General features: G+C 62.7%; 16 protein-coding genes. 7 read left to right on the top strand and 9 right to left on the bottom strand.

From position 1 onward, the window contains the following. Window positions 1-60: 60 nt before the first annotated feature. Window positions 61-1230 (top strand): efflux RND transporter periplasmic adaptor subunit, encoded by a 1170-nt coding sequence (locus FHK92_RS01235; protein ID WP_181286427.1) that lies wholly within the window; start codon window positions 61-63, stop codon window positions 1228-1230. Window positions 1231-1233: 3 nt separating this feature from the next. Beyond that, the gene (locus FHK92_RS01230) at window positions 1234-4329 is read left to right on the top strand and encodes an efflux RND transporter permease subunit (protein WP_181286426.1); all 3096 of its coding nucleotides are present in this window, start codon (window positions 1234-1236) and stop codon (window positions 4327-4329) included. A gap of 13 nt (window positions 4330-4342) precedes the next feature. Here FHK92_RS01230 and FHK92_RS01225 read toward each other — a convergent pair whose 3' ends face one another. Then, window positions 4343-4501 (bottom strand): hypothetical protein, encoded by a 159-nt coding sequence (locus FHK92_RS01225; RefSeq protein ID WP_258232536.1) that lies wholly within the window; start codon window positions 4499-4501, stop codon window positions 4343-4345. A 34-nt stretch (window positions 4502-4535) separates the two neighbouring features. On the opposite strand from FHK92_RS01225, the gene FHK92_RS01220 reads away from it, so the two are divergent. Next, complete coding sequence (locus FHK92_RS01220; protein ID WP_181286425.1) at window positions 4536-4736, top strand: hypothetical protein; 201 nt, start codon at window positions 4536-4538, stop codon at window positions 4734-4736. Here FHK92_RS01220 and FHK92_RS01215 read toward each other — a convergent pair. The 6 genes from FHK92_RS01215 to FHK92_RS01190 all read right to left on the bottom strand — a co-directional run bounded on the left by FHK92_RS01215 (window position 4727) and on the right by FHK92_RS01190 (window position 10960). Further along, on the bottom strand, window positions 4727-5626 hold the full coding sequence (locus FHK92_RS01215; RefSeq protein ID WP_258232535.1) for a hypothetical protein: 900 nt from the start codon (window positions 5624-5626) through the stop codon (window positions 4727-4729). The two genes, FHK92_RS01220 and FHK92_RS01215, sit on opposite strands and share 10 nt — an antisense overlap. Then, on the bottom strand, window positions 5619-6389 hold the full coding sequence (locus tag FHK92_RS01210; protein ID WP_258232534.1) for a hypothetical protein: 771 nt from the start codon (window positions 6387-6389) through the stop codon (window positions 5619-5621). The genes FHK92_RS01215 and FHK92_RS01210 overlap by 8 nt, the downstream gene beginning before the upstream one ends. A gap of 323 nt (window positions 6390-6712) precedes the next feature. After that, the gene (locus FHK92_RS01205; protein ID WP_181286423.1) at window positions 6713-7561 is read right to left on the bottom strand and encodes an ureidoglycolate lyase; all 849 of its coding nucleotides are present in this window, start codon (window positions 7559-7561) and stop codon (window positions 6713-6715) included. A gap of 25 nt (window positions 7562-7586) precedes the next feature. Next, the gene (locus FHK92_RS01200) at window positions 7587-8327 is read right to left on the bottom strand and encodes an SDR family oxidoreductase (protein WP_181286422.1); all 741 of its coding nucleotides are present in this window, start codon (window positions 8325-8327) and stop codon (window positions 7587-7589) included. After that, window positions 8324-9706 (bottom strand): MFS transporter, encoded by a 1383-nt coding sequence (locus tag FHK92_RS01195; RefSeq protein ID WP_181286421.1) that lies wholly within the window; start codon window positions 9704-9706, stop codon window positions 8324-8326. The genes FHK92_RS01200 and FHK92_RS01195 overlap by 4 nt, the downstream gene beginning before the upstream one ends. 315 nt (window positions 9707-10021) lie before the next feature. After that, window positions 10022-10960 carry a LysR family transcriptional regulator gene (locus tag FHK92_RS01190; RefSeq protein WP_181286420.1) on the bottom strand — a complete coding sequence of 313 codons (939 nt, stop codon included), beginning with the start codon at window positions 10958-10960 and terminating at the stop codon, window positions 10022-10024. 114 nt (window positions 10961-11074) lie between these two features. Between FHK92_RS01190 and FHK92_RS01185 the strand changes: the two genes are divergently transcribed. From FHK92_RS01185 to FHK92_RS01170, 4 genes are all read left to right on the top strand, one after another. Then, window positions 11075-12256: a fumarylacetoacetate hydrolase family protein gene (locus FHK92_RS01185; RefSeq protein WP_181286419.1), complete on the top strand. Its 1182-nt coding sequence runs from the start codon at window positions 11075-11077 to the stop codon at window positions 12254-12256. A 46-nt stretch (window positions 12257-12302) separates the two neighbouring features. Next, a complete protein-coding gene (locus FHK92_RS01180) occupies window positions 12303-14087 on the top strand; it encodes an IlvD/Edd family dehydratase (RefSeq protein WP_181286418.1) in 1785 nt (594 codons plus the stop codon). A 144-nt stretch (window positions 14088-14231) separates the two neighbouring features. Next, window positions 14232-14732: a type VI secretion system amidase effector protein Tae4 gene (locus FHK92_RS01175; RefSeq protein ID WP_181286417.1), complete on the top strand. Its 501-nt coding sequence runs from the start codon at window positions 14232-14234 to the stop codon at window positions 14730-14732. Beyond that, window positions 14732-15187, top strand: coding sequence for a type VI secretion system amidase immunity protein Tai4 (locus FHK92_RS01170; RefSeq protein ID WP_181286416.1), 456 nt, complete (start codon window positions 14732-14734; stop codon window positions 15185-15187). Before FHK92_RS01175 ends, FHK92_RS01170 begins: the two co-directional genes overlap by 1 nt. A gap of 10 nt (window positions 15188-15197) precedes the next feature. Here the strand turns inward: FHK92_RS01170 and mug are convergent, their stop codons facing one another. Continuing rightward, window positions 15198-15716: a G/U mismatch-specific DNA glycosylase gene (gene mug, locus FHK92_RS01165; RefSeq protein ID WP_181286415.1), complete on the bottom strand. Its 519-nt coding sequence runs from the start codon at window positions 15714-15716 to the stop codon at window positions 15198-15200. After that, window positions 15716-16348 (bottom strand): TetR/AcrR family transcriptional regulator, encoded by a 633-nt coding sequence (locus FHK92_RS01160; RefSeq protein ID WP_181286414.1) that lies wholly within the window; start codon window positions 16346-16348, stop codon window positions 15716-15718. The genes mug and FHK92_RS01160 overlap by 1 nt, the downstream gene beginning before the upstream one ends. Window positions 16349-16364 lie beyond the last annotated feature (16 nt).

Below are 16364 nucleotides of genomic sequence, written 5' to 3'. Positions count from 1 at the left end.
CTTCACCCCTGGCGTTGGCCTCGATCCCTATCATGGCCGGCTCAATAGTGGGGAAGCACCATGTCCAAGATTCCTTTCGTCGCACTGGGCTTGTTGGCCGGCGCACTGCAGCTCAGTGGCTGCGACAGCGCCTCTGACCCGGAGGCATCCGCCCCGCCCGCCAGCGTGCGTGTCGAAACCGTCCAGGCCCGCCCCCTGTCCATCAGCAACGAGCTGAGCGGCCGCATCGCCGCACCGCGAGTGGCCGAAGTCCGCGCCCGGGTCGCCGGCGTGGTCTTGCAACGGGTCTATCACGAAGGCAGCGACGTCAAGCAGGGGCAGGTGCTGTTTCGCATCGACCCGGCCCCGTTCAAGGCCGACCTGGACAGCGCCGAGGCGGCGTTGCGCAAGGCCGAGGCCAATGCGTTCCAGGCGCGGTTGCAGGCGCAGCGCTATGCCCAATTGATCGATGACCAAGCCATCAGCGGCCAGGACTATGACAACGCCCGGGCCAACGTGCGCCAGACCGCAGCCGATGTCGCCGCCAACAAAGCCGCGGTGGAACGGGCCAAGCTGAACCTGGGTTATGCCACGGTGACCGCGCCGATTTCCGGGCGCATCGGTCGCGCCCTGGTGACCGAAGGCGCGCTGGTGGGGCAGAACGAAACCACGCCGTTGGCGCTGATCCAGCAACTGGACCCGATCCACGCCGACCTCACCCAATCGACCCGTGAACTCAACGACCTGCGCCGCGCCTTTCGTGCCGGTCAGTTGCAAGCGGTCGGCCAAGGCCAGGCCAAGGCCACATTGATCCAGGACGACGGCAGCCCCTATCCGCTGCCCGGCAAGTTGCTCTTCACCGACCTCAGCGTCGACCCGGGCACCGGCCAGATCACCCTGCGCAGCGAGTTTCCCAACCCGGACCTGGACCTGCTGCCCGGCAGTTTCATCCGGGTGCGCCTGGAGCAGGCAGTGAACAGCCAAGGCATCACCGTGCCGCAACGGGCGATCATGCGCGACAGCGCCGGCATCGCCCAGGTGTTGCTGCTGGACGCCGAGCAAAAGGTCAGCCAGCAACCGGTGCAATTAGGCGCGGCACAGGACGATCGATGGATCGTTACCGAAGGCTTGAAGCCGGGCGACCGCATCGTCGTCGAAGGCGTCCAGCATGCCCGCCCCGGTGAAAAAGTCCAGGTCGATGAATCCCCTCTTCCCCTCGCCCAGGTTCCCGGGCAACAGGCAGGACGCTAAGCCATGCCGCATTTCTTCATCGACCGCCCGGTGTTCGCCTGGGTCGTCGCGCTGTTCATCCTCCTCGCCGGCATTCTCGCCATCCCTCAGCTGCCGGTGGCGCAATACCCGGTCGTGGCGCCCCCGCAGATCGAGATCTACGCGGTATACCCGGGCGCGTCGGCGCAAACCATCGACGAGAGCGTGGTCAGCCTGATCGAGGAAGAACTCAACGGCGCCGACAACCTGCTGTATTTCGAATCCCAGAGCAGCCTCGGCAGCGCCACGATCACCGCGACGTTTCAACCGGGCACGAATCCGGAATTGGCCCAGGTCGATGTGCAAAACCGCCTCAAGGCCGTGGAGTCGCGCCTGCCGCAAGCGGTCACCCAACAGGGCTTGCAGGTGGACAAGGTTTCCGCCGGCTTCCTGCTGCTGATTACCCTCACCTCCAGCGACGGCAAGCTCGACGATGTGGCGCTCAGCGATTACCTGGCGCGCAACGTGATGAACGAGATCAAGCGCCTGGACGGCGTCGGCAAGGCCCAGCTGTACGGCGCCGAGCGGGCCATGCGGATCTGGATCGATCCGCGCAAGCTGGTGGGTTTCAACCTGACCCCGGCGGACGTCAATGCCGCCATCGTCGCGCAGAACGCCCAGGTCTCGGCCGGCAGCCTCGGCGACCTGCCGAGCCGCAGCACCCAGGAAATCACTGCGACCATCGTCGTCAAGGGCCAGCTCTCGACGCCGCAGGAATTCGCCGACATCGTGCTCAAGGCCAACCCCGACGGTTCGACGGTGCGCATCGCCGATGTCGCGCGGGTGGAAATCGGCAGCCAGGAATACCAGTTCTCCACGCGCCTGAACGGCAAGCCGTCGACTGCCGTGGCGGTGCAGCTATCCCCCGGGGCCAATGCGTTGAACACCGCGACCCTGGTGCGCAACAAGATGGATGAGCTGGCGCGCTACTTCCCCGCCGGCGTGGAATACAAGATTCCCTACGACACATCGCCATTCGTCAAAGTCTCGATCACGAAAGTGGTCTATACCCTCGGCGAGGCGATGCTGCTGGTGTTCGCGGTGATGTTCCTGTTCTTGCAGAACATCCGCTACACGCTGATCCCCACGTTGGTGGTGCCGGTGGCGCTGATGGGCACCTTCGCGACTATGCTCGCCCTGGGTTTCTCGATCAACGTGTTGACCATGTTCGGCATGGTCCTGGCCATCGGCATCCTGGTGGACGATGCCATCGTGGTGGTGGAAAACGTCGAGCGGATCATGGCCCAGGAAGGCCTGTCGCCCAAGGACGCGACGCGCAAGGCGATGAGCCAGATCACCGGGGCAATCATCGGCATCACCCTGGTGCTGGTGGCGGTGTTCATTCCGATGGCGTTCATGCAGGGCTCGGTGGGGGTTATCTACCAGCAGTTCTCGTTGTCGATGGCGACGTCGATTCTGTTCTCGGCGTTTCTCGCACTGACGTTGATCCCGGCGCTGTGCGCGACCTTGCTCAAGCCAATCGCGCCAGGCGACCATCACGCCAAGCGCGGATTCTTCGGTTGGTTCAACCGTGGCTTCGATCGATTCGGTGACCGCTATCAAGGTTGGGTGACCTATGCGCTGAAACGCAGCGGCCGTTATCTATTGATCTACGGTGTGCTGCTGGTGGGCATGGGCCTGCTGTTCAGTCGCCTGCCCTCCTCGTTCCTGCCGGTGGAAGACCAGGGCTACACCATCACCGACATCCAGTTGCCTGCGGGCGCGAGCAAGAACCGCACGGTGCAGGTCGTCGAACAGATCGAGGCGCACAATGCCGGCGAGCCGGGCGTTGGAGACAGCACGGTGATACTTGGCTTCAGCTTTTCCGGCAGCGGGCAGAACGCGGCGTTGGCGTTCACCACGTTGAAGGATTGGTCGCAGCGCGGTGGCGATGATTCGGCGGCGTCCATCGCCGAGCGCGCCAACCAGGCATTCGGTGCGATCAAAGACGCCATGGCGTTCTCGGTGCTGCCGCCGCCGGTGGACGGCCTCGGCACTTCCAGCGGTTTCGAGTTCCGCTTGCAGGATCGCGGCGGCCTCGGCCACGCCACGTTGATGCAGGCCCGCAGCGAACTGCTCGCCGCCGCTGAAAAAAGCCCGATGTTGATGAACGTGCGCGAGAGTGCCCTGGCGGAAGCGCCGCAGGTGCAATTGGAGGTGGATCGCAAACAGGCGAATGCCTTGGGCATTTCCTTTGCCGATGTCGGCGGCGTGTTGTCTACGGCGGTAGGCTCGGCCTATATCAACGACTTCCCGAACCAAGGGCGCATGCAGCGCGTGGTGGTCCAGGCCGAAGGCGACCAGCGCAGCCAGGTCGAGGATCTGCTGAAGATCCACGTGCGCAACAGCAGTGGAGAAATGGTGCCGTTGTCGGCGTTCGTCCAGGCCCGCTGGACCCAAGGGCCGGCGCAACTGACCCGCTACAACGGCTACCCGGCGGTGAGCATTTCCGGCGAACCGGCACCGGGCTACAGCACCGGGCAAGCCATGGCCGAAATCGAGCGGCTCGTCGCCCAAGGGCCAAAAGGCATGGGCCAGGAATGGACTGGATTGTCATTGCAGGAACGTTTGTCCGGCAGCCAGGCGCCGATCCTGCTGGGCCTGTCGCTGCTGGTGGTGTTCCTGTGCCTGGCGGCGCTGTACGAGAGTTGGTCGATTCCCACCTCGGTATTGCTGGTCGTGCCGCTGGGCGTGCTCGGCGCGGTATTGGCGGTGTCGTTGCGCGGCATGCCCAACGACGTGTTCTTCAAGATCGGGCTGATCACCATCATCGGCCTGTCGGCGAAAAACGCGATCCTGATCATCGAATTCGCCAAGAGCCTGTACGACGAAGGCCACGACCTGATCGACGCCACGCTCCAGGCCGCGCGCCTGCGCCTGCGGCCGATCATCATGACGTCGTTGGCGTTCATCCTGGGCGTGGTCCCGCTGGCGGTTGCCACGGGTGCCAGCTCGGCGAGCCAGCAGGCCATTGGTACCGGCGTGATCGGCGGCATGGTCACGGCCACACTGGCGGTGGTGTTTGTCCCGGTATTCTTCGTGGTGGTGATGAAGCGCGTCACGCGTCGCAAATCCGACTGAGGGTCGGCGGGCGCTACTTGCCCTTGAACGCTTCCCGACGGGCCGTGCGCTCGGCGAGGAAGCGTTCGCTGATCGACGGCTGCAAATCCTTGCGTTCAACCGGCACACCGCAGTTCGGGCAGACACTCGCCACCCCCACGTCGTGCCCACAGGCGCGATGCACAAAGTGCATCGCCCATTGCACGTTTCGCCATGGAACGTCGAGCGTGATCCCCGCTCGTCTGGTCGGCGTCATGGCGGTGTGTTGCGCCCTGGCACTCGGCGCGGCCTTGGGCAACTACGGCGTCCACCGGAGCGGCTGGATCGGGCTTGCCGCCGTCGGTGCGTTGCTCGCCCTGTCGGCAACCGCCATCAGCGCCTTCGCACCCCGAGAGACCCGCGTCACGTTGGCGGACGCTCAGCCGTGACGGCCGGTGCTGCCCCGCGCCTTGTCCGCCAGCGCTTTATCAACCAGTCGTTGCACCCAATCGGCGTCCCGGTCGTTGATCACAGCGTAACGGTCCGACGAGGAAAAGCCCCAGCGATGGGAGGCTTCGGCGAGGCGACTGGACTCGTCGGCGGACATCCAGTACGAGGATTCCGTCAGCGGCACCGGCGCACCGTCGAAACGCTCGCCCAGCGTCACGTGAGTCCCTGGGGCAAAGGCAATCGCCAATTGCTGTTGGGGCTTCATCCGCTGTTCGGGCGCAGGCATTCGGCTGACTTGTCCATGGCGGAAGACGCCAGGAAATTCCTCCATGAGCACCAGCCAATGGCCGGCCGTGGTCATGGCCAGGATCCACTGCGACACGCCGGAACTTTGCACCCGCACCAGCTTGTCGTTTTGCCACAGCATGAGGCTGTCGTGCTCGGGATTATCACTGGCCCACAGGCTGATGCCGGAGATCAGCGTGTGACGCTCAAGCTCGACCAACCCTCGATCCGGCATCGATTGCCAGTAGCGCTTGGTCGGGTCCCGTGAGTCGCGCCGGTAATTGGACAATGCCCAACCGCCGATAGAAAGCACAGTCGCCAATATCTGCCAGCCCCAGGATCCATCGATGATCCGGTCGACATCCAGGCCCGGGACGAACCATTTCTCGACAAGACCCAAGCCAATCACGAACGCCAGGCTTGGCAGCATCAGGCCAACGCTCACCGGCGCCGCCAGCACCATGACCCAGCTGAAGCGGTGCGTTGATGCACGCTCGCGCGCCCAGGCCAATTCCTGCGGGAGCATCGGTGATTGCTCGCGAGGGCCGATGCCTGGATCAGGCGTCTCGAAGCGGAGCCTTTGCTTGTAGAGCTCGTCACTCATGCTGAGGCCCGACACTGGCTTGTGCCCTTTCCACCAATCGCTGTACCCAGCGAGCGTCCTGGGCATTGACCACGGCGTAACGGTCCGGCGGGAAGAAGATCCAGTGATGGGCGGCTTCGGTGAGGCGCTTGATCTCATCGGCGGACATCCAATAGGGCGTTTCCACCAAGGGCACAGGCGCACCTTCAAAGCGCTGGCCCAGCTCGAGTTGAGTTCCGGGCGCAAAGGCAATCGCCAGTTGCTGACGGGGTTGCATCTGCTTGTCCTTCTCGGGCATCCGCCCTTCTCGCCCATAGCAGAAGTCACCGGGAAACTCGTCCTTGAGCACCAGCCAGTGGCCGGCTGCGGTCATGGCGAGGATCCACTGCGACACGCCGGAGCTTTGCACGCTCACCAGCTTGTCGTTCTTCCACAGGGTGAGGCTGTTGCAGTCCGGGTCAAAGTCGTTGGCCCAAAGGCTGATGCCCGAGACCAATGTATGACGCTCAAGCTCGACCAGTCCTTGATCTGGCAACGATTGCCAGTAGCGCTTGGTCGGGTCCCGTGAGTCGCGCAGGTAATTGGACAATGCCCAACCGGCGACGAAAAGGACCGTCACCAGCGCCAGCCAGCCCAGGGAATCACCGACGATCCGGTCGACATCCAGGTCCGGGGCGAATAATTTCTGAGTCAGGCCCAGGATCGTCAAGTATGCCAAGCCTGGCAGCACGAGGCCGATGCTCAACGGCGGCAGCAGCACCACGAACCAACTGAAGCGGTGCATGAAGGCACGCTCCCGCGCCCAGGCCAACTCCTGCGGGAGCATTGGTGATTGCTCGCGTGGAGGGATGCTGGGATCCGGGGTTTGAAAACGGCAAAAACGTGCGTGGGAGTCGTCGCTCATGGATCGAATCGTTCTCTCGAATCAGTTGCGCATCTTCGAGGATTTTTCGTGGCGAGGACAATAAATCTATCTACTACAGCTGGACTACCGCTTTCGTCGGATCGCCGCCCGGAGCAGGCTCGCTCCCACAAGGGATCTTTGGTGTGCAAAGGACCGTGTGGGAGCGAGCCTGCTCGCGAAGAAGGCGCCAGCGAAGCCAGTGATCAATCCGCCTGCACGGTCACCTGACGCTGCTCGCCCAAGCCCTCGATACCAAGGCGCATGGTCTGGCCCGGGCGCAGGAACACCGGGTTGGGCTTGATGCCCAGCCCAACGCCCGGTGGCGTTCCGGTGGAGATGACGTCGCCCGGTTGCAGGCTCATGCATCGGCTGAGGTAGGCGATCAATTGCGGCACGCTGAATATCAGCGTACGAGTATTGCCGTCCTGATAGCGATGCCCGTCGACTTCCAGCCACAGGTTCAGCGCATGCGGGTCGGGGATCTCATCCTTGGTCACCAGCCATGGGCCGAGGGGGCCGAAGGTGTCGAAGCCCTTGCCTTTGTCCCAGGTGCCGCCGCGTTCGAGCTGCCACTCGCGCTCCGACACGTCGTTGATGACGCAATAACCGGCGACATGCTCCAGGGCGTTCGCTTCGTCGATGTAGCGCCCGCCTTTGCCGATAACCACGCCCAGCTCGACTTCCCAATCGGTCTTGAGCGAGCCACGGGGAATCTGGATATCGTCGTTCGGACCGCAAATAGCGCTGGTCCATTTGTTGAAGATGATCGGTTCCTTTGGCACTTCCATGTTCGACTCGGCGGCATGGTCGGCGTAGTTCAAACCGATGCAGATGAACTTGCCGACCTGGCCGACGCACGGGCCGATCCGCGGCTGCCCGGCCACCACCGGCAGGCTGCGCGGGTCGATGGCGGCGAGTTTTGCCAGGCCTTCCGGCCCCAGGACATTTCCGGCAATGTCCGGCACGTGGCCCGACAGGTCGCGGATCTGATGGTCGTCATCCAGCAGCCCGGGTTTTTCCGAACCTTTTTCGCCGTAACGCAACAGTTTCATGAAGTGCTCCTGTTCAAGTGAAAACTCAAAGGCTCATGCCGCCATCGATCACGTGCACGGCGCCCGTGGTGTAGGCCGACGCGTCGCTGCCCAGGTACAACGCCAGTTGCGCGATCTCCTGGGTATTGCCAATGCGCCCCATCGGCTGGCGGTCGAGAAACTGTCGGTAGACCTGTTGCTCCTCGACACCCTGTTGCGCGGCCTGGTCGGCAATGCGCTGGCGCAGCGACGGAGAATCCACGGTGCCGGGACAGATCGCGTTGCAGCGGATGCCCTGGCTGACAAAGTCGATGGCGACGGATTTGGTCAGCCCCACCACCGCTGCCTTGCTCGCAGCATAGGCGAAACGGTTGGGCACGCCTTTGATGCTGGAAGCCACCGACGACATGTTGATGATCGAACCACCGCCACGGGCCAACATGCCCGGCAGGAAGGCGCGGATCATGCGGTACATGGCGGTGACGTTCAGGTCCATCGAACGCGACCAGGCCACTTCGTCACAGTCGAGGATGTTGCCACTGTGCACATAGCCTGCGCAGTTGAACAGCACGTCCAGACCACCGATTCGCTCGCGGGCCGCGTCGATGGCGCTGGCCGAGGTGACATCTAGCGTAATAGCGGTCACCCCTTCGATACCCGCCAGTGCGCGCGTGTCGATGTCACTGGCGAACACCTCGGCGCCAGCCTGGGCGAAGGCCACCGCGCTCGCCAGGCCGATGCCCTGTCCGGCCGCTGTCACCAGTACCCGCTTGTTCTGCATGCTCATGCCGTCTCCAATTGCGCTGCCGGGGCCGCGCTTTTCGGTGTCCGGCCGAGCATCGAGGCCGGGATGGCCAGGATCAACCCGCCGCTGACCAACAGGCACAGCGCCAGGACATAGGTACCATTGTTGATGTTGCCTGTGAGGGTCTCAGCCACGGCGGTGATCATCGATCCGGTGAAGCCAGACAGGTTGCCGATGGCGTTGATCATGCCGATCCCCGCTGCGGCTGCGACGCCTGACAGTACGGTGCCGGGCAAGGTCCAGAAGATCGGCATCAGACTGAGGATCCCCGAAGCGGAGACACTGAGGAACAGCACCGAGAGCACCAGGTTATCGGCAAAGAACGCACTGAGGATCAGCCCGACGCCACCGATGAAGGCTGGAATCGCCGCGTGCAGGCGTCGTTCGCCGGTGCGGTTGGAATGCCGCGCGTTGAGCAGCATTGCCACCACCGCCACCGAGTACGGGATGGCGGTAAGCAAACCGATGTGCAGGCTGTTGGTGATGCCGGTGCTCTTGATGATCGACGGCATCCAGAACGCCAGGCCGTAGAAACCGGTGTTGAACGTCAGCAGGATCAGCACCAGCAACCACACCCGAGGGTTGAAGAACACTTCGCCGAGCCGCGTGGCCTTGCCGTGGTTATCGGTTTGCAGATTGGCCTTGAGCATGGCTTTCTCCGCCGCCGAGAGCCACTTGGCCTTGTCGATGTTGTCGGCCAGGCAGACCACCACCACGACCGCCATGATGATCGACGGAATCCCTTCGATCAGCAGCATCCACTGCCAGCCCGACAGGCCGTGCACGCCCTGCATGCTGTTCATCAACCAGCCGGACAATATGCCACCGAGGGTCAGGCTGACCGGCAACGCCAACAGGAATCCGGACATCACGCGGCTCTGCCGGTGGGTCGGGAACCAATAGTTGAGGTAGAGAATCACGCCAGGAAAAAAGCCCGCTTCGCAGATCCCCAGCAGGAAACGCAGCACATAGAACATCGTGCTCGATTCGATGTGGAAGAACGCCGCCAGCGGCACGGTGTAGGCCACCGCCATGGAGATGACCGCCCAACTGAGCATGATCCGGGCGATCCAGAACCGCGCACCGAAGCGATGCAGCAACAGGTTGCTGGGCACTTCGAACAGGAAATAGCCCCAGAAAAACATGCTGGCGCCCAAGGCGTACACGGTGTTGCTGAATTGCAGCTCGTTGAGCATGTCGAGCTTGGCAAAACCGATGTTCACCCGGTCGAGGTAGGCCGCCATGTAGCACAACAGCAGGACCGGCAGAATTCGCCAGATCACCTTGCGATAGGTCCGGTCCTCGAAATCGAGTTCGCCGGCTTGCGCCTGGGCGGGCAAATGCTCGGAGATGGTTTGCATGAGGTAACCCCTGATTGTTTTTATTGGGTCACGTCGAATGAGCGAGTCATCCGGCGATTGAACGAGGACTCTACTGTCGGGAAGCGATTCTTTCCCAATGGCATTTTTGGATTAGTTGATAACCCAGTGTTATCAGAAATCGAAGGGGGCTACTGCGTAGCCCAGCGGGAGCAAGCTCCCTCGCCACGGGTGCAGTGCACACAGGCCCGCCGCCTTCGTCGGATCGCCGCCCGGAGCAGGCTCGCTCCCACAAAGGATCGCTGGTGTACAGATGACCGTGTGGGAGCGAGCCTGCTCGCGAAGGGTGCGGCACATTCAACGACTCAGCCGGGCGTTGTCCTTGAGGATCTCGGCAAACTCCAGCGCCGCGCCCACGAGCGGCTCGTTCTTGCGGGTGAGGATGCCGTAGTCCTGCGGCACCAGGTGCAGCGGCGTGTCGAGGGTCTTGAGCTGGCCGCTTTCGAGCAGTGGATCGACCATGGCGTTGGGCAACATGCCGATCATGGGCCCGCGTTGCAGGACCTGCAGAAACGTCTGCATGGAAATCGTGTCGATGGTATTGCGCGGCATGCCCACCCCCGCTTCGGCGAACGCCAGTTCCATACGTGCACGAATCGGCGTGCCGACCGGGTAGAGAATCCACGGCAAATCCACCAGTTGCTGCAAGGACGTCGGCCCGGCGTCTGCCAGCGGATGACGATCATTGACCACGATGCAGAACGGCTCGGGCGCCAGGGGTTGGAAGTCGTAGCGCTGCTGCTGGCTTTGGTCGGTGAAACGCGCCACGGCCAGGTCGAGCTTTTTCTCTTCCAGCATCTTCATCAAGTGATTGCTGGTCTGCTCCACCACCTCGATGGACAGCAGCGGCCAGCGTTGCTTGATCTGCAAGATCGCCTCGGGCAAGGCCACCGCTGTCGCAGCGAAAATACCGCCGACCTTGAGGTAGCCGTGGCCGCCCTCGCGCAGGCTGCTGATCTGCTCGACGAACGAACGGGCATCATTCAGGGCGATTTGCGCGTAGCGCAGCACGTGTTCACCCAGGGCGGTAGGCGGCATGCTGCGCGGGCGGCGCTCGAACAGGGCGAAGCCGAGCAGGCTTTCGATTTCCTTGAGCATCTTACTCACGGCCGGCTGGCTAAGGTTCATCTGCTCGGCCGCCAAATGCATGTTGCAAGTGCGGCCCAACGTGTCGATCAACAGCAGGTGGCGAAACTTGAGCCAGCCGCAAAAGCTGGAAAAGGACAGATCGGACATGGGCATTCCTCGGCGGCGCAATAACCGGACGTTATCAGATACTGAATATATCTCATTGGAGTTCATCGACAACGCGCCCTAGCGTGAAGGCTTTACGAACCAGGAAGCCTGTCCATGTCGCTATTGCTTACTCCCGTGAACACCCTGCCGGTCGATGGCGTGGCCGGAACTCTGATTGGTCGCGCCTGGGTCCCGGGGCGGATCGCCGGGCCTTCGCCGATCGTGTTGCGCAGTGACGGCGTGTTTGACCTGTCGGAGCATTTCGCGACCTTGAGTGATTTGCTGGAAACCCCCTCGCCCCTCGCGGCGGCGCGCCAGGCACCGGGCACCTTCCTCGCCAGCATCGAAGACCTGTTGGCCAACACCGGTCCGCACGCTGATCCGGCCAAGCCGTTTCTGCTGCCGCCGCTGGATCTGCAGGTGATCAAGGCCGCCGGCGTGACCTTCGCGGCGAGCATGATCGAACGGGTCATCGAAGAACAGGCCGGCGGCGACGCGGCCCGGGCCGAAGCGGTACGCGCCACGGTCCACAATGTGATTGGCGACAACCTGCGCTCGATCGTGCCGGGTTCCGAGCAAGCCATGCGCCTCAAGGCCTACCTCATCGAGCAAGGCATGTGGTCGCAATACCTGGAAGTCGGCATCGGCCCGGACGCGGAAATCTTCACCAAGGCGCCGGTCCTGGCCGCCGTGGGCAGCGGCAGCCAGATCGGCATTCATCCGGCCTCGCAATGGAACAACCCGGAGCCGGAAGTGGTGCTGGCGGTGGACAGCCGTGGCCAGATCCACGGCGCCACCCTGGGCAACGACGTCAACCTGCGGGACATCGAAGGTCGCAGCGCGCTGTTGCTGAGCAAGGCCAAGGACAACAATGCGTCGTGCGCCATCGGGCCGTTCATTCGCCTGTTCGACGAGCATTTCAGCCTGGACGACGTGCGCGCCTGCGAAGTCGATCTGCAGGTACAGGGCGAAGACGGTTATCGCCTGCACGGTTGCAGCTCCATGAGCCAGATCAGCCGCGACCCGCAAGACTTGGCCGGCCAGACGCTCAACGCCAACCATCAATACCCGGATGGCTTCCTGCTGTTTCTCGGTACCCTGTTCGCCCCCACCGAGGACCGTGATCATGCCGGCAGCGGTTTCACCCATAAACTGGGTGACCGGGTCAGCATCAGCAGCCCGCTGCTGGGCAGCCTGCATAATCAGGTGACCCACAGCTGCAGCGCCGCGCCCTGGACCTTCGGTGTCGGCGCCCTGTTGCGTAATCTTGCCGCACGAGGACTGCTCGACCGCTGAGCCCGACCGATCGTCGATTCATCCAATTACAAGAGAGACATGAATCATGAGTGACACGCCAAAACGCCGCCTGCGCAGCGAGCAATGGTTCAACGACCCGGCCCACGCAGATATGACCGCGCTGTATGTAGAACGCTACATGAACTACGGGATGACCCGCGAAGAGCTGCAATCGGGACGACCCATCATCGGCATCGCCCAGACCGGCAGCGACCTGACGCCCTGCAACCGTCATCACCTGGAACTGGCCCAACGGGTCAAGGCCGGTATCCGTGACGCCGGCGGCATCCCCATGGAATTCCCGGTGCACCCCATCGCCGAACAATCGCGCCGGCCCACCGCGGCGCTGGACCGCAACCTGGCGTATCTGGGACTGGTGGAAATCCTCCACGGTTATCCGCTGGACGGCGTAGTCCTCACCACCGGTTGCGACAAGACCACCCCCGCCTGCTTGATGGCGGCGGCGACCACCGACCTGCCGTCGATCGTGCTGTCCGGCGGGCCGATGCTCGACGGCCGTCACAAAGGCGAGCTGATCGGCTCCGGCACGGTGCTCTGGCATGCACGCAACCTGATGGCCGCGGGCGAAATCAATTACGAAGGCTTCATGGAAATGACCACGGCGGCCTCGCCCTCCGTCGGTCACTGCAACACCATGGGCACCGCCCTGTCGATGAATGCGCTGGCCGAAGCCCTGGGCATGTCGCTGCCCGGTTGCGCGAGCATTCCAGCGCCGTATCGCGAGCGCGGGCAGATGGCCTACGCCACCGGCAAGCGCATCTGCGAACTGGTGCGCCAGGACGTGCGCCCGTCCCAGATCATGACCCGCGAGGCATTCGAGAACGCTATCGCTGTCGCCTCGGCACTTGGCGCATCGAGCAACTGCCCGCCGCACCTGATCGCCATTGCCCGGCACATGGGCGTCGAGTTGAGCCTGGACGACTGGCAAAAGATCGGCGAGGACGTGCCGTTGTTGGTCAACTGCATGCCCGCCGGCAAATACCTCGGTGAAGGCTTTCACCGCGCCGGCGGCGTGCCTGCGGTCATGCATGAACTGCAAAAGGCCGGCCGCCTGCACGAGGGTTGCGCCACGGTCAGCGGCAAGACCATCGGTGAGATCGTCAGCGGCAGCCTGACCTGCGACGCCGACGTCATCCATCCCTTCGAAACCCCGCTCAAGCACCGCGCCGGTTTCATCGTGCTTAGCGGCAATTTCTTCGACAGCGCGATCATGAAGATGTCGGTGGTGGGTGAAGCGTTCCGCAAGACCTACCTGTCCGAGCCCGGTGCCGAGAACAGTTTCGAAGCGCGGGCCATCGTATTCGAAGGGCCGGAGGACTACCACGCGCGCATCGACGACCCGGCGCTGGACATCGACGAGCGCTGCATCCTGGTCATCCGCGGCGCCGGCACCGTCGGCTACCCCGGCAGCGCCGAGGTGGTGAACATGGCCCCGCCGGCGGCACTGATCAAGCGCGGCATCGACTCCCTGCCCTGCCTGGGCGATGGTCGCCAGAGCGGTACCTCGGCGAGCCCGTCGATCCTAAACATGTCACCGGAAGCCGCCGTTGGCGGCGGCCTGGCGCTGCTGCAGACCAATGATCGGCTGAAAGTAGACCTGAACACCCGCACCGTGAACCTGCTGGTGGACGAGGCCGAAATGGAACGGCGCCGCCTCGCGTGGACGCCAAACATCCCGCCCTCGCAAACGCCCTGGCAGGAACTTTATCGGCAACTGGTCGGGCAACTGTCCACTGGCGGCTGCCTGGAACCGGCCACGTTGCACCTGAGGGTGATTGCCCGCAGCGGGGAGCCGCGGCATTCTCATTGATCATTGATGAACAGGCACGCTGTCCTTCCGCAACCAGATGAAGTCATGGACAGCGGCCTTTGATGATCCGGCTATTTGGGGCTATCTTTCGTTTCAGCAAAGGACCAACCGCAGCCGTATGCTGCCTGAAACCAAGGATGAATCATGATTCGACCCTCCTTTTCCAGCGCGTGGGCGGCCTCGCAACGGATCTACGACCCCATCAATCCATCTGAAAAAGTTGCGACAATTATCGGGGGCAACGTCGCCCTGAACATCAACAGCAGCCACCCGACCGCCAGGTGGGTCAACACTTGTGCGGTTCGCATGAGCTACATCCTCAATTACTCCGGATCACTTATCCCGCATATACGGGGAAAAACCGTATCGGGTGCCGACAAGCGTTGGTATTTCCACCTCGTCAAGGATTTGATTTCCTACCTGGAACAGCAGTGGGGACGTGCCGAGACGGTCAAGTATCCGGCTGCGGATGGCGGCACCCTCGCAGGGAAGAAGGGGCTTATCCTGTTTGAGATCTCCGGTTGGGATGACGCCAAGGGCCACGCCACGTTGTTTGACGGCAGGATGTGTTATGACCACTGCTATTTCAATGAACCGGGCGTGAACTATAAAACCGACCAGGCAAACTTCTGGAGCTTGCCGTGATGAAAGCCTTCACCGCACTCCTGTTATCGGCCTGGGCAATCGCGCCTGGCGCGAATTGGGCCAAGGATGGACCAAGCGATTCCCCACAGGCAGGCGGACGCACCTACGCGCAAAACTACAAGGACATGGTATTGGCGGACTGCATCGCGACAGCCTACAAAGGTGAACCTGACGCGGCCCAGGATGCTGGTAGTAGCGCCAGTGCGCTGATGGACTGGACGTATTTCGACCTTGAGCAAGCGCCCCAGGTCGGCAAACCGTTGATCGATCAATTCCTGGCCCGTGATTATCGCAATCCTATGGTGGAATCGGAACGTCCAGGCGTCCGCTTCGAGCTGCTCAAATGCCTCGATCTTTATCACAGCAAAGAACTCGACAATCAGGTCAAGCAACTGGTTATCGACCCTGATCACACTTACCGCCAAGACAATCCGCCACGGCAGAAAAGCAACTGACGCGATCTAATCATGACGGGGCCTGGTATTGCATCGCCTGGTACAGCGCCCGATACGCCGCCACCAACTGCCCCAGCGTGAACGCCCGGTTGCGTCCGCTGGGGTTGGGCAAGACCCAGACCTCGGCGCCGCCGAATGCTTGCGCCTGGCGCCCCCATGCCACGTGCTTTTTTCGCACCAACCCGGCGTAGGCCGACTTACCCAGGAACGCCAGGCAGCGGGGTTCATGGCGGAGAATCTTCTGTTCGAAGCTCGCCGCCACCGAAGTGAATTCACTGACGGACAGTTGGTCCGCCCGCGCCGTCGGCCGCTCGACCACGGTGGTCAAGCCACAACGGTATTGCAGGATTGACCGATCGTTCTCCGGCTGCACGATCTGCGGGGTGAATCCGGCGAGGTGAAGCGTGGGCCAGAAACGATTGCCTCGACCGGCAAAGTGATGCCCCTGGTCTGCCGCCATCAGGCCAGGGTTGATCCCGCAGAACACCACCGCCAGATTTTCGGCGAGGATGTCTTCGAGGCCTGGCATCAGGCTGCCCGGCCGCATATGAGGCTGATGGCGGCGCGCGCAAGCCCGGTCAACTCCTCACGGGATTTGCCCGCCCGCGCGCGGATCGAGATGCTATGCAAGAGCGAGGAAGCGAGCACCGCAAGGGCCGTCAGATCGACATCGTTCTCTAAATCACCCGAGTCGACAGCGAGGTGCAGGCGGGCCTGGAGATCGGCGTCAAGTTGGCTCAACCGCTGGGACAGCACCTGACGGATTTCCGGATCCTCGACGGCTTCGGTCGTCGCCGTACCAATCGCGAAGCAGCCACGCGGCTGGCCATCGCCGGAAAAATAGATCGCCAGTTGCCCCTCGTAGAACCGTGTCAATGCTTGTTCAAGCGTCAGCGTGCTGTCAGTCAACGCGTCCTGCATGGCCGTGTGCGCCGTTTCCCAATATTGGTCGAGCGCTTTGATGTAAATCGCATGTTTATCGCCGAAGGCCGCATAGAGGCTTGGTCGATTCATCCCCGCCGCACTGGCGATGCTGTCCAGTGATGCTGCGGAATACCCGGTATTCCAGAACACCCCAAGCGCTTGCTGCAACGCAGTTTGCGGGTCATAGGCGCGTGGGCGACCGCGGCCTTTCCCTTCTGTCGGTTTATTTTGTGCCATCTCGTACAAATTCCTT

The organism is Pseudomonas brassicacearum subsp. neoaurantiaca (assembly GCF_013608025.1).
Lineage (GTDB): Bacteria > Pseudomonadota > Gammaproteobacteria > Pseudomonadales > Pseudomonadaceae > Aquipseudomonas.
This window is presented reverse-complemented; position numbering and strand designations above follow the sequence as displayed.

Excerpts from the sequence above, each read along its gene's own strand:
- FHK92_RS01235 (WP_181286427.1), top strand. The coding sequence starts at position 61 with ATGTCCAAGATTCCTTTCGTCGCACTGGGCTTGTTGGCCGGCGCACTG.
- FHK92_RS01230 (WP_181286426.1), top strand. The coding sequence starts at position 1,234 with ATGCCGCATTTCTTCATCGACCGCCCGGTGTTCGCCTGGGTCGTCGCG.
- FHK92_RS01225 (WP_258232536.1), bottom strand. The coding sequence starts at position 4,501 with ATGCACTTTGTGCATCGCGCCTGTGGGCACGACGTGGGGGTGGCGAGT.
- FHK92_RS01215 (WP_258232535.1), bottom strand. The coding sequence starts at position 5,626 with ATGAGTGACGAGCTCTACAAGCAAAGGCTCCGCTTCGAGACGCCTGAT.
- FHK92_RS01210 (WP_258232534.1), bottom strand. The coding sequence starts at position 6,389 with ATGCACCGCTTCAGTTGGTTCGTGGTGCTGCTGCCGCCGTTGAGCATC.
- FHK92_RS01205 (WP_181286423.1), bottom strand. The coding sequence starts at position 7,561 with ATGAAACTGTTGCGTTACGGCGAAAAAGGTTCGGAAAAACCCGGGCTG.
- FHK92_RS01200 (WP_181286422.1), bottom strand. The coding sequence starts at position 8,327 with ATGAGCATGCAGAACAAGCGGGTACTGGTGACAGCGGCCGGACAGGGC.
- FHK92_RS01195 (WP_181286421.1), bottom strand. The coding sequence starts at position 9,706 with ATGCAAACCATCTCCGAGCATTTGCCCGCCCAGGCGCAAGCCGGCGAA.
- FHK92_RS01190 (WP_181286420.1), bottom strand. The coding sequence starts at position 10,960 with ATGTCCGATCTGTCCTTTTCCAGCTTTTGCGGCTGGCTCAAGTTTCGC.
- FHK92_RS01185 (WP_181286419.1), top strand. The coding sequence starts at position 11,075 with ATGTCGCTATTGCTTACTCCCGTGAACACCCTGCCGGTCGATGGCGTG.
- FHK92_RS01180 (WP_181286418.1), top strand. The coding sequence starts at position 12,303 with ATGAGTGACACGCCAAAACGCCGCCTGCGCAGCGAGCAATGGTTCAAC.
- FHK92_RS01175 (WP_181286417.1), top strand. The coding sequence starts at position 14,232 with ATGATTCGACCCTCCTTTTCCAGCGCGTGGGCGGCCTCGCAACGGATC.
- FHK92_RS01170 (WP_181286416.1), top strand. The coding sequence starts at position 14,732 with ATGAAAGCCTTCACCGCACTCCTGTTATCGGCCTGGGCAATCGCGCCT.
- mug (WP_181286415.1), bottom strand. The coding sequence starts at position 15,716 with ATGCCAGGCCTCGAAGACATCCTCGCCGAAAATCTGGCGGTGGTGTTC.
- FHK92_RS01160 (WP_181286414.1), bottom strand. The coding sequence starts at position 16,348 with ATGGCACAAAATAAACCGACAGAAGGGAAAGGCCGCGGTCGCCCACGC.